Annotated in this window: 7 protein-coding genes; all 7 read right to left on the bottom strand. The window is 48.4% G+C overall.

The window, feature by feature from the left end; all coding sequences use genetic code 11:
- Positions 1-2 precede the first annotated feature (2 nt).
- The 7 genes from R3D00_16690 to R3D00_16660 all read right to left on the bottom strand — a co-directional run bounded on the left by R3D00_16690 (position 3) and on the right by R3D00_16660 (position 15,193).
- The gene (locus tag R3D00_16690) at positions 3-7,247 is read right to left on the bottom strand and encodes a PKD domain-containing protein (protein ID MEZ4774825.1); all 7,245 of its coding nucleotides are present in this window, start codon (positions 7,245-7,247) and stop codon (positions 3-5) included.
- A gap of 34 nt (positions 7,248-7,281) precedes the next feature.
- Positions 7,282-8,049 (bottom strand): ParA family protein, encoded by a 768-nt coding sequence (locus R3D00_16685; protein ID MEZ4774824.1) that lies wholly within the window; start codon positions 8,047-8,049, stop codon positions 7,282-7,284.
- Between the two features lie 24 nt (positions 8,050-8,073).
- A complete protein-coding gene (locus tag R3D00_16680) occupies positions 8,074-9,342 on the bottom strand; it encodes a hypothetical protein (protein ID MEZ4774823.1) in 1,269 nt (422 codons plus the stop codon).
- 236 nt (positions 9,343-9,578) lie between these two features.
- Entirely contained in the window at positions 9,579-10,205 is a 627-nt protein-coding gene (locus R3D00_16675) for a DUF4157 domain-containing protein (GenBank protein ID MEZ4774822.1), read from the bottom strand.
- Positions 10,206-10,246: 41 nt separating this feature from the next.
- The gene (locus R3D00_16670) at positions 10,247-10,924 is read right to left on the bottom strand and encodes a L,D-transpeptidase (protein ID MEZ4774821.1); all 678 of its coding nucleotides are present in this window, start codon (positions 10,922-10,924) and stop codon (positions 10,247-10,249) included.
- A gap of 11 nt (positions 10,925-10,935) precedes the next feature.
- Positions 10,936-12,492 (bottom strand): contractile injection system tape measure protein, encoded by a 1,557-nt coding sequence (locus tag R3D00_16665; GenBank protein ID MEZ4774820.1) that lies wholly within the window; start codon positions 12,490-12,492, stop codon positions 10,936-10,938.
- 19 nt (positions 12,493-12,511) lie between these two features.
- On the bottom strand, positions 12,512-15,193 hold the full coding sequence (locus R3D00_16660) for a hypothetical protein (protein MEZ4774819.1): 2,682 nt from the start codon (positions 15,191-15,193) through the stop codon (positions 12,512-12,514).
- Positions 15,194-15,201 lie beyond the last annotated feature (8 nt).

Raw genomic sequence — 15,201 nt, 5'->3', positions numbered from 1 at the left:
CGTTAACAATCAATAAACACTTGCTCTCCTTCGAGCTTTATCTGAACCTCATACTGCGCCTGGCATTCTTTCCCACCTTTTTTTGAGGCTGGTCCCCACGCAATTACCCGCACAGAATAGGTGCGCGGCCCGTCGTGATCTTTCCGGAAGAGATGCGCTGCATGCGGAGCCGAGGTAGTCTCTCGCGCGGAAGTATCGCCCCAATCCCAGGTGTAACGGGAGGGTTGCCCGCCCCGGGTAATGGCGATAAGTTTGATCCACTGGCTGCTGCGGTCAGATTTTCCCAATACCGGCCTTACACTGACAATCGCAGGACAAAAACCCGCAATATGAACGGTAGTCGTTTCCGTATTGCCGCAGAAAATATCTTCGCAGCCTTCTTCCTCGTGGTGATGAACTTTCCCGGTAACGGTTACACTCACCTGATAATCGCGGGGTTTCCCTTCGCCAAAGCGGTAGAAATGTTTAGCTACTGGTTCGGTGGTTTTTTCTATCCGGGATCCGTCGCCCCAGTTCCATTCGTAGTGAAAACGGCCTTCTCTCCGGGTTTGGGCAAATATCCGCACTTCCTGCCCCTCTGCACTGTCTCCGCAATAGCTGGTTTGCAACCGGGTAATCCGCGGGCAGGAACCTTCAATCTGAATCACAACACATTGCTCTGCGGCACAGTATCCTGGGCCGTTTGCCACGATTCGAACCGAATAATCTGTATCCTCAAGCGGTCGCTTGTACCGGTGTTGACCGATCAACCCGTCTGTACCAAAGGTTTGTCCATCCCCCCAATACCATGAATAGGACTCCGGCCCTTCGCCCTCGATATCAAAGGTAACTGTTACGTCCTGATATTCGTGGTCGTATTCGCCAAAGTCCGTCCCGGCATACACCAGTTTCGGACACCTCCCCGGAATATAAACCTGAGTAATCGCATTACACCCGCAGCTCTCAGGTCCTTTGAGCGATACGCTGACCAGAATTTGCTGATCTTTTCCATACAACCGGTTCCAGGCGTGAACAGCCTCCGGAATTGATGTTACGGACTGGGTTTTATCGCCCCATTCCCAAATGTATTCCACCCCTTCCTGTGGTCCCTCTACCTCCACCCATACACGGATAGATTGTTTTTCATCAGAAGAAGGAAGCAGTTGGTGGTCGATACTTTTTATATGCGGACAAATCCCCTCCACTCTTACCAGTTGTTCTGCAGAAATACTGCAAGGCCCAGGCCCCATAGCGGTAACCGAGACCTGATAGTTGCGATCATCCCCCGGAAGCCGTTGGTAGCTGTATAATACCACCGGTATGCGGGTTTCCTGAACCGGCTTCCCGTCTCCAAAATCCCAGAAATATCCGGCAGGTGGCGGACCATCGGTAGTAACCACAAATTCCATCTCCTGCGAAACCGGCCTGAGCGCTTTCCGTACCGTGTTGAGTTGAATATTCTCCGAACACCAACCCTGAATTTCCACATTAGTAGCCGAACTTGTCTGACACGATTTGGGGCCGGTACAGGTTAGTGAAACTGCAAATGTTTTATTCTCACCAAATGGGCGCTTGTAGGTATGTTTTACCCTTACGATGGCAGTTTCATCGCTGGTTCCATCGCCCCAGTTCCATTGGTAACTTTCGGGAAGCGGGCCTTCAGCAAGGTTGGCAGTAAACCATACGGACTGATCGGGCCCATGTGGTGGAAGTGCCTCCGCAGAGACAGAAACCACAGAAGGACAAACCCCTTCCACTTTCACCAAAGTCTGACCGGAAACCTTGCACTTTCCCGGTCCAAAACAGGTAACACTCACAGCAAAATCCGCATCCTCTCCAAAAAGCCGCGTGTATTCATGTTCGGCAAATGGCTTATCTGTTTTTTCATTTTTACTGCCATCACCCCAATTCCATTCGTAAAATGCAGGTTGCGGGCCATCGGTGATTACATGACAGATGACAGACTTTTTCAGAATACCCGCTGATTGTGTTTCAGCGGAAACCGCAGTAATCAGCGGGCAGATGCCGGCAATATTTACGGAAACCTCGTCATCATTTTCACATTTTCCGGGACCATTCAGCCGGGCGGTAATAAAGTACTTTTTATCCTCGCCGGGAAGACGCAGGTATCGGTGTGTCGCAATGAGTTCTTTCTGAATCGTCGGAGTTTCGCGGTCGCCCCAATCAAATCTGATTTTTTCCGGTGCAGGTCCATCGATTTTCAGCGTTACCCGGATATCTTCATATTCACGCGCAGAAGCGACAGATTCCACCTTCATTTCTTCAACCATCGGGCAAACACCCGTCACTTTGACACGGGATTGAGCCGGGATTACGCATTTTTTACCGGGACCGGTTGCGACAACCTGAATATCAAAAAACACGTCGTCACCCATGGGGCGGGTATAGGTATGTTCGGCCTCAGGAACGATGGTTGTCACCGGCTTAGACCCATCCCCCCAGTTCCAGGAATAACTAACAGGCTTAGGTCCGTCAACCACCAGCATAAACTTCATTTTCTGAACCGCCTTTTCCAGTGCCAGTTGCTGCTGGTTTACCTTTTGAATAGCCGGGCAAATCCCCTCAATGCTCACATTTGTTTCGATAGATTGGTCGCAACTTCCAGGCCCCTGCGTGTTGACGACAATTTTCCGACTGACATCATCACCATCAGGCCGGAGGAATTCATGCACATTTTCAGCGGAGGTCGTTTCCTCAATAGCAGTGCCATCGCCCCAGTTCCAGAAGTATTTTTCAGGCTTTGGACCTGCGAAGATTACCCGTGCGCGCACTTGCTGTACAGCCCCTTCAGGGCGGGACAACGTCGCTTTGACCTCCTTTAGTTCTGGACAAATACCCGGAATGGAAACGCCGAGACTATCTTCACAGCGACAGCTTTCGGGACCTTCGGGCATAACTTGTACAGTATAACCCACTGCGTCGCCTGGCAGGCGACGATAGCGGTGTACCGCCTCCGTACCTGCGGTACGGGTAAGGGCGGAGCCATCCCCCCATTCCCAGACGATTTGTCCCGGTGCAGGGCCATCCAGAATGGCCACAAACTTTATCTCCTGATATTCGGGTTCAGGTGCAGCATATATCGCATTGATTTTCAGAATCGCCGGACAAATCCCCGGAATATCTGCGTCTGCAGAAGCACCGCTCTGACAACCCTCCGGGCCTTTGGCAGTAACGATAACCGAATAGATTTTGTCATCGCCGGGTTTACGCTCGTATGTATGGCTGGCAAGCGGTTTTGTGGTTTCCTCCACAACACTACCATCGCCCCAGTTCCAGTAAAAAACCTCAGGAAGCGGTCCATCAACAGCAACCTGCGCCGAAATTGGCTGGCCGGTTTTCGTGGGCGCGCCATAGGTCAGATTTACCTTTCGGAGTTTAGGGCAAATACCGGGAATTTCCACCGTAGTCTCTCCGGAGTTTTCACACCTTCCGGGGCCTTTGGCGGTAGCAGAAACTATATAGGTTTTATCATCGCCGGGTTTACGCTGAAAGGTATGCTCAGCCTCCGCAAGAACTGATATTTCCGGCTTGCTGCCATCGCCCCAGTTCCAGACAAAACTTTCCGGATTGTAGCCTGCATAAATGACTTTCAATCGCCAGGTTTGGGCATCGGGCCCTACTTCCAATATTTCTTTTTGAATATTGGTAACCTTGGGACATGAGCCGGGAATATGTAATGGCACCACTTCGGTATAGCTGCAGTTTTTAGGACCCTGGGTGCTGATTTTCACGGTAAGCGACTGATCTGTCCCTGCCAATCGATCAAACGTATGGGTGTTGACCGGGCTGGTGGTTACCTCCGGTTCGCTTCCGTTCATCCAGTCCCAGATAAACTGCCCGGGCTTCGGGCCTTCATATACCGCTTCAAGGCGAAGGGTAAACGTCAATAAATCCTGCGCAGTCACTGTCTGGCGAACATTGGTGATCACCGGACATTGTGCAGCAACGACAATATCTATTTCTCTGGCAGACTGACAGGTTCCCGGGCCAAAACTCATAACCCGGATTTTGACCGGTTGGTCTTCACCCACGGGGCGGGGGTAGGTGTTGACAAAAGGAGGTTGCACCAACATTTCCGGGCGGAACAAGCCATCGCCCCACTCTACCTTATAGCCCTCGGGAGCCGGACCAGACACCACCGGCTTCAGTGTAACTACGAGCGCATCATTTTTCAGCTCAGTACTAACCTGGACATCACTGATAACCGGGCAAATTCCCGGAACAGCAACCGAAACTTCTCCCCGGGCACTGCATTGGTCTGGGCCTGAGGTAGTAAGCACAACCTGAAAATTTGCAGCATCTCCAGATGGACGTGGAAAAATATGTGTAATCTTGGGGATGGTCGTCGTAACCGCTTTACTGCCATCGCCAAAATCCCAGACAAAAGCATTGGGCAAAGGTTCCGGAAGTGATAGTTGAGCTTCAAAGGCAACTTCCATTCCCGATGCTACGGGTGTACGGGCGGTAAAGGCAATCCTGGCAATTTCCGGGCAGACAAACGGGACATCCACATTGACGGATGCCTGGGTTTTGCATGGATCCGGTCCCACACCGGCGACCGTTATTTTATAACGGACAGCTCTCCCTACAGGCCGCGCAAAGGTATGGCGAATTTGCGGTTGCCGGGTAGTTTGCTCAGGCGATCCGTCACCAAAATTCCAGACATAACTTTCTGCACTCAGATCGTTGAGTTGTGCAGAGAATAAACAATTAAGTTTTGAAGTTTCCAGAGATTCATTTTCTACAGAAAGATTCAAAATTTCCGGACATCTTCCTTTTACAGAATGCACAACCGTTTTTCCATCAATACATGAAGCAGGGCCGTTGATGGTGAGTTTGATCTGAAATTCTTTGTCCTTACCAGCAGGGCGGGAAAACGTATGGGTCAGCACATTGTTTTCGGTCACAATCCTTTCCGAACCATCATTTACATCCCAAGTAAATTTTTCAGGCTGAGGACCATGCGTGATCGCGGTAAATGTTACGGTCTGGGTTTTCTCTTCCAGTGCTGAAGGTGCGAGGGTTACAGCATCAATAACCGGGCAGGTTCCCGGGATTTCGCAATAATCGCGAAGGACTGTATAACATTCGCCAGGGCCCATTCCGACAACTTCAACCTGTAGCAAAACCGGTTTACCTGCCGGGCGCTGAAATGTATGCGTAATACTGTTTACCTGAACGGACACTTTCTCACTGCCATCTCCAAAGTCCCAGACATAGGATTCGGGGGAAGGCCATTCATGCACAGCCGTGAAGGTTACTTCATAGGTTTCGAGCGATTGTTCTTTTACAACCTGTTGCAATTCAGTAAAATGCGGGCAAACCCCAGGTATTTCGCAATCGATCCGGGCCTCTGAAAAACATTCTCCCGGCCCATTTGCTGCAACCCTGACTTTATAGGAGGATGATTTTCCCGCGGGCCTGTCATAGACATGAACAGGCATGGCGCTGTCTGTGGTGAGGACAGGTGTGCCATCGCCAAAATCCCATTCATAAGAATCTGCTGCCGGGCCATCTATCCATGCACGGAACTGAACTTCCTGTTTTCGGGGCGATGGCGCAAGCAGATCATAACTCATCTCACTGATGACAGGGCAAACCCCCGGAAGGATAAAAGTAAGCTCGCCCCCATCACTACAATTTGACGGGCCCTCCATCAGCACGCGAATCGTGCGTTTTTCAGGTTTTCCTCCGGGCTGTTTATAGATATTGGTAAATATCGGTTCCTGCGTAACAAACGGTTCTGTTTTTCCACCCAGCTCCCAGATAAACTGACCAGGTTTGGGACCCTTGTAGTGAACAGTAAAAGTGTATGCGAGCGCCTGGGTTTCAACCTGATCTGCCTCAAAGGTAATTTCCTGAAAAATCGGGCACTCAAACTTGATTTCCTTACCAGGCACAAACACATTTGTTTCAGCCAGGCCAGAACAGCTACCCGGGCCGGACGTGCCCACTTTCACCGGCAATTGGATGCCCTCTCCTTCTGGTTGAGAAAAACTATGGGAAATAGAAGGCAGTTCAGATATCTTTTCTTCTGTTCCATCGCCAAAATCCCAGATAAATTTTTCAGGCGCAGGGCCAGTGAATAAAACTGTGAAAGCTACAGAATAGCCATTTTCATTAGAATCCCCTTCACTCTGACTGATACCGGTGAGTATCGGACATTCACCCGGAATCTGGCAAAATACGGTAGCCTCATCGGTACATTTACCTGTACCATTTATCACCAGCCGGACTTCATACGTCATGGCATCGCCATCAGGGCGCTCAAAAATATGCGTAATTTCTGGTTCTGCTGTTTTTTCGGCTTTACTGCCATCACCAAAATCCCAGATATATTCTGAAGGAGATTCGCCATCTATATCAGCGGTAAAATTCACCGTCATCTGACTGGATGTGAGTTCGCCAGGAGTTTGGCGTATTCCCCGAATGGAAGGACAGACGGGTTCATCGGGAACCGAAGGTACTGTCAATCGGGTCTTGGATGAGGATTCACAACCGGCAGCGCCTTCCCCTTTCACAGAAATTTCATACGTTTTTTCTTCACCCGGCAGCCGTGGAAAGGTATAGGTAAATTCAGGCGTATGGGTGGATTGTTCGGATGAGCCGTCTCCCATATTCCACAAAAAGGATGTCAATCCGGAGCCGTTGGTTATGGCCAGAAAATCAATGGTCAGTGAACCCTCCGACAGGTCTTCCCTGGCAATTTTAAGCCCGGTAACGTCCGAACATTCGACAAAAATCTGCATGGGCTTTCCGCTCATCGGATATTTGCTGCGGGGAAGTTTGGCTTCAGCAACGATCAGCGTCCAGCCAGTTTTTTCTCCGGCGGTTCGCTCATTTGTGGCATCCAATGATCTTTTATCTTCCAGCAAACGCCAATGGTCGCGAAGGATTACGCTCCCCCCCTCTTCCATAAAAAAGCCCTGAGACCGATCGAGTGCCACACCAAATACGTGGGTGGTTTTAGCCTCCTTCTGATTATTTACCCGAATTCTTTCAAAATAATAACCACCTATCACCGTGAAATACCTGTCCGTATCTTCAGGAGGTAATTCGGTGTTTTCAACAATCGCATGAAGCAAAAGCTGGGGATCAAAATCTTCAGGCGAAGGAGAAACACTGGTAGTGAAAATCACCCCGCAATCTTTGAAGCCGGAGGATTCGTCCTGAGGGGTGATGGCACCGGAAACGATGGTGGATCTTTCGGTGAGTCCGGAGGGAATATTGATGGGAATCAGTCTCATGGCCAGGATGATTTTCAGAAATTCGGTAAAAAAATTATTTATTAAGCTTGAGCAACACTTCCTGAGAAAGTTGCATATAGTCAAAAGCACCGTTGGAGGTATTGTCAAAACGGAAAATATCCTGCCCCCACTCCTGAGCCTGAGCCAGGCTGATATTGGTGCGGATATAGGTTTCGAAGACAAGGTTTCCGTATTCAGCGTTTAGTTGATCCATGACATTTCGGTTCATCGACTTTCGCTGGTCATAGCGGGTAAACACAAACCCCAGAATCGCTAACTCAGGGTTGAGCTGTTTGCGCACTTTTTGAAAAGTTTTCATAAAACTATGCACGCCCCGTAGCGGCAAAAATTCAGCCTGAAGGGGCATAAGGACATAGTTGCTGGCGTTTAGCGCATTGATGGTCAGCAGATTAATCGCCGGAGGGCAATCGATAATGAGAAAGTCATATTTATCTTCAAGGGGCTGAAGCATCGTTTTCAGAACCTTTTCCCGGTTGTAAACGCTGACAAGTTCCAGTTCTATTCCGGCAAGATCCAGCGATGCGGGAATCAGGGGAAGATCACCTGAAAACAGAATCGATGCATCAATATCCGCTTCTTCTCCATCAAACTCCTGATGCAGAAGGTCGTAGAGATTGGGGGAAGGATCTTCAAAGCCCAGCGCCTGGGTCATATTAGCCTGGGGGTCAAGATCAAGGAGCAATACAGATTTGCCCAGTTGCCGGAGGCCGGCCGCAAGGTTGATGGCAGTAGTGGTTTTGCCCGAACCACCTTTCTGTATAGCTATGGAGAGTGTGATCATTCGCTTTCTCTTATTTGATATTTTTTAAAAACCTCCGCCAAACTGGATGCCGCCTACAAACCCAGGCGTTTGATCGGAAGAATCTGGCCTCGGCATAGGCAAACCATCCGTACCAGATGCACCAGGAGCCATAACTCCGACACCTAACTGAATCCAGAAATGGCTTTTCTTGGTCTGGACAGGAATCGCAATTCCCAGTGGCATTTTCATTGGGCCATAGGAAGAAGCTTCCAGATTTCGTAAAGGACTAAAGGGAGATTGATTGATGGTCTCCGGCGTTCTTTTCTGTATCCGGTCCAGTTCGGAATCGATATTGGCTGGCGCTGCCTGCTCAAGGTCTTGCCACCATGGATCGGAAAAATCAGGCGGACGAAAGTATCGCAAAACCTTTTTCATGAAAGTATTTTCCAGCATCTGCTTTCGGGCCTCTGGCGTAGTGGCCAACAATGCGATCAAAAGATCCGTCGATAGTTGCCTGACTACGAGTGCTGCCAATCTGCGTGCTACAACAAAATTATAGGCACCCGGATGATCCTTGGACATTTTGGAATGTGATCCTTCCGGAGAACGTTCTCTCACTGCTTCAGCCTGGTCGTGATAAAAACCTTTCATCTCCTGCCCACTTACGCTTTCGCCGATCTGAAGCAGGCTGTCGCTGGTTCCGTTAACACTTCCGGTTATCAGGTCATTTCCATGGCGGGAATCTTTCTGTGTTAATTCAACAAAATTAGAGTGCGCAAAAAAATCTTCTATGGTATGAAAGGCATTCCCGGCATATACCATTTTCTGTTCATCCGTCAATCCTTCTTGATCATAATTTGTTGCCAGTTCAAAAACCTGAGACCTGATATAGTCGATAGGGGTTTTATCAGCATGATTCAGATCGGCAAATTTGAACTTTCCGCCAGATCCCCTGGTTCGCCATTTTCCGTTTTGAACATCAAAAATGAAATTATCAAAATGTTCTTCGGGGTGGTAACCACCAAAGTCTTTATATTGATTTAACAGTACGGCATTCCCGGCTTTAGGTACCTGGCTGTAATCCCGCTGAGTATTTCCCTTGTGAATACCCTCAATTTGCCCCTTGCTAAATTTCAATTCACCTGTTTTCCCGGCCTTTTGAATAAGCGCGATTTGCTCATCTGTAATTTTATATCTTTCCCTCACCATAGCCTTCTCTTCTGCTGTATTGGCACTAATAATCGTCGTGATAGCTCCCGCCTCCAGTCCGGCATTGCCCAGCGCATACTCCTCCACCTGATGATGTACAGAATCACTAAATCGGGAAATCATGGGTTTAGACACCTGTGAAAGGGTCCGATGGCCCGACGAAATAGGTTTTGACAACCCCTTGGCCTCCCTCGAATAGACCTCGTCAGATATATTTGTTTTTGGAGAAGCAGTTGATTGGGGGAAAAAAGATTCACCCGAAACCCTTCCGAAGAATGGAATCGACTTTCTATATACGCTCGTGGATTCAGACCTTTCAACCGTTCTCATACTTTAGTGGTTTATTGCAGTTTGAATTTTTATTTTACAGCTCCCTGCTGAACAGTATGCGTAAGTTCATGCGCCAGCAATTTCTTGCCCTCACTGCTTTCTGGATTGTATTTTCCATGATTGAAATAAATATCACTACCATTTGTAAATGCCTGTGCCTGAATACTCTGGCTCATCTGAGCTGCATTCGTATTTGAATGAACCCGCACGCCGCTGAAATCGGCACCAAATGAGGAATTCATTTCTGCCTGTACAGATGGGGAAAGGGCCTGACCGCCGCCTTTGGTCGAACTGAGTTTTGACTCAAGGTCTGGGCTTGCCTGCAACAAATCATTTTCCTGCCGCATGATTTCCGGCTTCATCTGAAGTTCTTCTTCTTCCGGCAGGGGTTCCCGCTGGAGCATAGGGAGTATTTGCTTCTCTTTCTCACATTCGGCGCATTGTTGTTGAATACTGGGCGTAGAAGCTGTTGACCGGGAAACTACTTTTTCTGCCATTGCATCTGCCTCCTGCTCATACTTATCATTGGGTTGACCAATGGTAAGTTTTCGCTGAATGGTTTCCGGAGAAAAAAAGGACCCATTGCCCGACTTGTGAAAGAAGGGTTGGGAGGATTTTTGACTGCCGGAGGAAATGCCTTGTTTCTCTGATTTCATTGCCTTTTCATTTATCAATGTACAAATCCAAGCGTCTGTTATTAAGCATATACGACTTTCACCTTTGTTCTTCCAATCACGGAGTGGTAGTTGATCTGCCGCATTTTGATGGCGTCGCCCGGATCTACATGCACACAGCCGTGTGAGGAATCACCCAATGGCCCCAGGTGAATTGCTTCACCGCCGTTGTAAAACACAGCAAAGTGCATATTGGCCGGGCCCAGATTTTTGGTGTATCGTTTGCCGGGACCTACGCCGTCGGTCAGATCCGAGTATTTCCCGCTGTTATAAGAAATTCCTTCTATCCGATGTACCGTAAAGGTTCCCGCATCAGTATTGCCGACCTGTACAGAACCTCCGGAAATGGCAAAACTAAAACCGGATAACGCTACTGCATTGGGATAATAGCTGACATCAACCGTTCCGTTCCAGGTATCATTTCCGTCTGCATCTTTTTTCTTTCCGGTAAATGTGATGGTAATATTTTGAATCCAGGGTTTCTTCTCTTTATCTGATTTATTAAAGCTGTCTTCGACCATTCCGCCGCCATCCGCTTTTCCAAAGTTGAATGCAGATTTATTTCGGTATGGCTGAATCATACCATCAGTAAAGCTGACTTTTTCTTTGAAAAAAAATCCGCCTTCAGGGCCTTTATTGAAAAAGGGTTTTGCAGCAGCAACCCTATTTCCACTTGATTGTATGTTCTCTCTGCTTCTCATTGTGTATACATTTATGCCCAGTCCACCCGAAGTAAATCGGGCATCCATGAAAGTTTAATCCGGCTGATTCCCCAGGGCAGCTTGCCCAGCAGTATATCTTGCGTTTTTTGTTCGACGGCCAGTGACCAGCCATTTTCGGTAAAAGTAAGCTTACCTTCCCGCATGAGGAAATTGTACCGCAAGCCATCGGGACTGGTATTTTTTAATGCCTTCCAATGGCCAATTACCGCCTGAAGCAGGGTTTCTGACTCAACAGATTCGGGTTCCGTAATTTCAACTCCCCGTGTTACGGGAATTGATAACGGCAATCCGCATAAAAGTTTATTCAGACTCAGGTCGTGTTCCGGCGTTTCGGTTTTTCCTGATGCCAGATATTGTATCAGGTGAATCGCCCGGTGTCTGCTTTCTTCATTGACAAAATGGCCGTTTTGTATCAGATTTAACGCTGTGAAATAGTTAGCGAGAAATGGGTGGAGCAGTACCAATCCGGCATTTTCGATAAATATTCCTGTCCCGGGCTCCAATGGTTTTTCGGGTTGATTTTCCGCATCTTTATCAAACTCATTTTCGTCTGCAAAATCTTCTTTTTCCGGTTGAATGCGCTTTTTATTGGCAGGAGTTTCTGACTCAGGTGTGGGAGAATCTTTGGTCTGAATCTTTCCGGACAATGGTTTTTTTCCGGTTTGTTCCCAGAGTTGCAGAAGTACGGGCTGTAAGACGGATTCTCCAAAAACAGAAACGGGTTTCCCTTCCAGCAAAAATTCCAGCATTTGTTTCAGCAGTTCGCGGTAAGGGATTTTCAACTGACCGGAAAAAATGCGAACCAGCAGATGAACAGCCCGGCTTTCCGGAATCTGGCTTGTTTCCAGGCTGTATCTCAACACTTGAACTGACTGGTGAAATACAAAAGGAATGTCGTGTTTGTCCCAATGATTGGCTTTCCCCAATTGGCTAAAAAATTCCAGCCATTCTGCTTCCCGGCCTTCTATGACATCGGGCAAATTGCCCGTATAAGCGGTCAACGTTGCTTGCATTTTGGCGCCAAACTGCCACAGAAACCGGTCTCTCGCCCGGGGATTTTTGCGAAGCAAATTCAGAACCTTTTGTGCAGAATCCGGGTTTTTCGCAATCGTATCTGCCAGGGCAATTTCCCACTCTCCCCAACTTTCCTTATTCCCCCACCAGGGGAAAAAACCGTTTTCAAGAAAATACAGCAGGCTTTCTGTCAGACTGTGAGGAATCTTAAATGTGCCCTGGTTTTTGGCAGAGGCGGTTGCTGAAAGGCTATTGATTTGTTCACGAAGCGCCTGCTCCACTTTCGGGAGAATTTGCTCCATCAATGAGGCCGCCAGCCGCTGGGGATCCAGTCGCCCCAAATCCACTTCCAGTAAATCCAGGCGAATAACCGTATCCGCATCTACCATGCGGTCAAACATCGCTTCGAGTCTGGGTAAAACCTCATTCCGGAAAACAAAACTCACTTCCTGCTGAAGGGCAAATGTATCCCCTCCCGAAGGAACCTGTAGTTCAATAACCTGTTTTCCAATTATGTGTTTCTGCCCTGACATTCAGCGGTTTTTATTGGGTTTATTTCAACAATCGATTGATTTGATCGACAATATTGCCAGAGGTGGCTTTTTTCAGGGAAGCGGCATTCCAGGATTTTTTGACACCTGTCGCAGTCAGGCCGTACTCGGCAAAATCTGCAACTTCACCGGAGATAACCTCACTGGCTTCCGTAGGCAAGGCTGAAGGCGAGGTTTCTGCCAGACGATCCATATATGCGAGAAAGACCATTTCCAGCATTTGGCTGTAGTCCTTTTCCTTCGATCCGCTGGCTCTTTTATAGACAGATTTCAATTTGCCGGCAGCATCCTTAAACGCAGTGTTTAATGCCGTTGCGGTAAGTTTGTCCTCACCGATAAATTCCTGTGCCGCCTGGTACGTTCGGTTTCGCTGGTAGTCGCCCGACTGATTGAAGGCAAAAATGGCCTTTACCCGGCTTTGTCTTCTTTCAGCAAATATATCCTCCGTTACAGTGGCTTTTCGTGCTGGCGGAGCTACAGAAACAGCGGTTTCCTCTTCCATGGCAAATCCGCGCGATTGCGCCTGAGGCTCTTCTTTCGGATCACCGATCAGGGCAAAAAGGATAAGTTCGACCACCCGCCCCTCCGCGCTGGCTGTAGCGGATGCTACACCGGAGTATAAAATATTATCTTTCCGGGCCGTACCGGTCAACTCATAGCCGACCTTTTCTGTCAGCCCATCGAAGGACACAATTCCCTCGCGGGTCGAGCCATCACCTTTTGTCTGATTGGGCGTAACCTTTGAAGCCAAAACATCCTTTTCTCCTTTTTTACGAAGTTCTACAGTTGCATTTCCGAGGTAATATTTTTCTTCATCAAAAACATGAACTTCCATTTTTGCCCTCGGCTCAGAATAATAGGTCTGTTCCACAGATTCCAGATTCAGGCAACAGGATAGTTTGCCTTTCAGGGTGAAGTCTGCAACGACGACATCGTCATCAAAACCCGGACATTTGGGGTCGGCAAGTAAGATGAGTGTATCACCGGGTGCAACTCCGTTCAGGTGTTCCATTCCGGTCAAATGGCTCACATAATCTTTGTAGAGAAGCGGATTCGGAATCGGATCGCGTACTTCATCCATAGAGGCCGACAGGTAAAACAATACGACATCAAAATCGAGATTGTGCACAAGACGGGCGGCCTGTAAAAAGTCCATCACTTCGCCCGGGGTTTTGCCCAGATGCCCCTCTATCTGGAAAAATGATTTTTGCCGGAGGTCAAACTGCAATGGCTGCGCTGCATACAAGTTGCCTGTGGCTTTGGGATTCTGATGGAAAGTAAATGGCTCTTCGGGTGTGCAGTTCATGGCAGGTTGCCAGGCTTCGGGGAAGCTGATCAACGCTGAGACTTTTTCCTTCCAATTGTAATAAAAGGGTATAGCCTGCTCACCCAGTGGATAAAACCCAGTCTGCCCCGGTGTAATGCGAATATCCGGAACCCGCGAAAGGTCTCCATAAGTGGCTACTGTTTCTACATCAAAATACCCGATCAGATACAGGATCCGGAGAAACATTTTCCGGGTCCGGTCCCAGTCCTGGTACATTTGGTTTTTAACCGCAGAAGGCTGGAAAGTATGTCTATATGTAGTACCGTCTGGTTTTTGAGGCGATTCAAAGCGGCGAATCATCAGGTGGCGGGGGAAATCAGCCGGGCCTTTACAGGATTTGACCAGCTTACACCATTCGACTTCAAACTCATTGATTGCGACCACCAGATCGCGGATAAAATCGTAGTGGTACTGATTATAATCACTGGCGTCTTTTCCCTCAGGAAAGATGTGCAACAGTCTTTCCTGTAGTTCAATGATGGGATCATCGCCACCGACCCGGTTGATCATTTCAAAGAGATCTTCCTTCTTCATTTGAAGGAAATTCCTCAGTTCGTCATGCCGGCGGTATTTATCCAGTACATCTTTGATATGCGGCAGCATTTTTTCGATAATAGTACCATAAGCAAACCGGATATCATCTGTACGGGTGATCATCCCAAGCGGCATCAGACGATTGCCATCTGCTGTAACTGAAGGTGCCGGCAATACCGTATGAAAACGGGGAATGTGCAGCATCCGGGCGCTCAGCGGGCTGTTTTTTGCCATGCCCGTCAGATCCGTGTCATGCACCAGCAATACTTTTATATTCAGTCGGATACGCGACCCCTTATTGCTGCAATCAGTTACCCTGCATGATTTCAGGCTTTCGTCCATCGGCTCGATATACACCACCAGCACATGGCTTCGGATATATTGCTCTTCCAACGGATAGATTTTTTCCGGCTCCTTTTTCACCTCAATATCTACCTTATCCACCTGATCTGCCACCAGCTCGTATACAGGTTTTTTTGCATCACGCCAATAAGGGTAGTCAATGGTTTTATCTCCGTCACGGTCAATGCCTTCATAGAGGCGGTATCGGGAAAATGTCGCAGCCCCAAGTTCAATCAAAAACCCGTCAGAAGTAATACCCAAACCACTGCTAAGCGAAATCACATGTGACTCCTGGTCTAGCTTTTTTTCTGTAGCGGTATAGCTGGCGTGCAAGCCACAGACAATTCCGGTTCCGATCAGCCGGTTGCGGGTCAGATGATCCTGCTGGTCGAGGAATGAGCGAAGTTCATTGAGCTGAGTATCAGTCAGTACCTGATTGGGAACAAAACTGGGATAATAATTCTGTATGCTGTTGCTCATGGCAATAA

The organism is Bacteroidia bacterium (assembly GCA_041391665.1).
Classification (GTDB): Bacteria; Bacteroidota; Bacteroidia; order J057; family J057; genus JAGQVA01.
The sequence above is the reverse complement of the archived record's forward strand: the minus strand, read 5'-3'. Positions and strand labels throughout refer to the sequence as shown.

Bases quoted from the DNA above. Each gene is read 5' to 3' on its own strand.
- R3D00_16690 (MEZ4774825.1), bottom strand. From the start codon at position 7,247: ATGAGACTGATTCCCATCAATATTCCCTCCGGACTCACCGAAAGATCC.
- R3D00_16685 (MEZ4774824.1), bottom strand. From the start codon at position 8,049: ATGATCACACTCTCCATAGCTATACAGAAAGGTGGTTCGGGCAAAACC.
- R3D00_16680 (MEZ4774823.1), bottom strand. From the start codon at position 9,342: ATGATTTCCCGATTTAGTGATTCTGTACATCATCAGGTGGAGGAGTAT.
- R3D00_16675 (MEZ4774822.1), bottom strand. From the start codon at position 10,205: ATGAAATCAGAGAAACAAGGCATTTCCTCCGGCAGTCAAAAATCCTCC.
- R3D00_16670 (MEZ4774821.1), bottom strand. From the start codon at position 10,924: ATGAGAAGCAGAGAGAACATACAATCAAGTGGAAATAGGGTTGCTGCT.
- R3D00_16665 (MEZ4774820.1), bottom strand. From the start codon at position 12,492: ATGTCAGGGCAGAAACACATAATTGGAAAACAGGTTATTGAACTACAG.
- R3D00_16660 (MEZ4774819.1), bottom strand. From the start codon at position 15,193: ATGAGCAACAGCATACAGAATTATTATCCCAGTTTTGTTCCCAATCAG.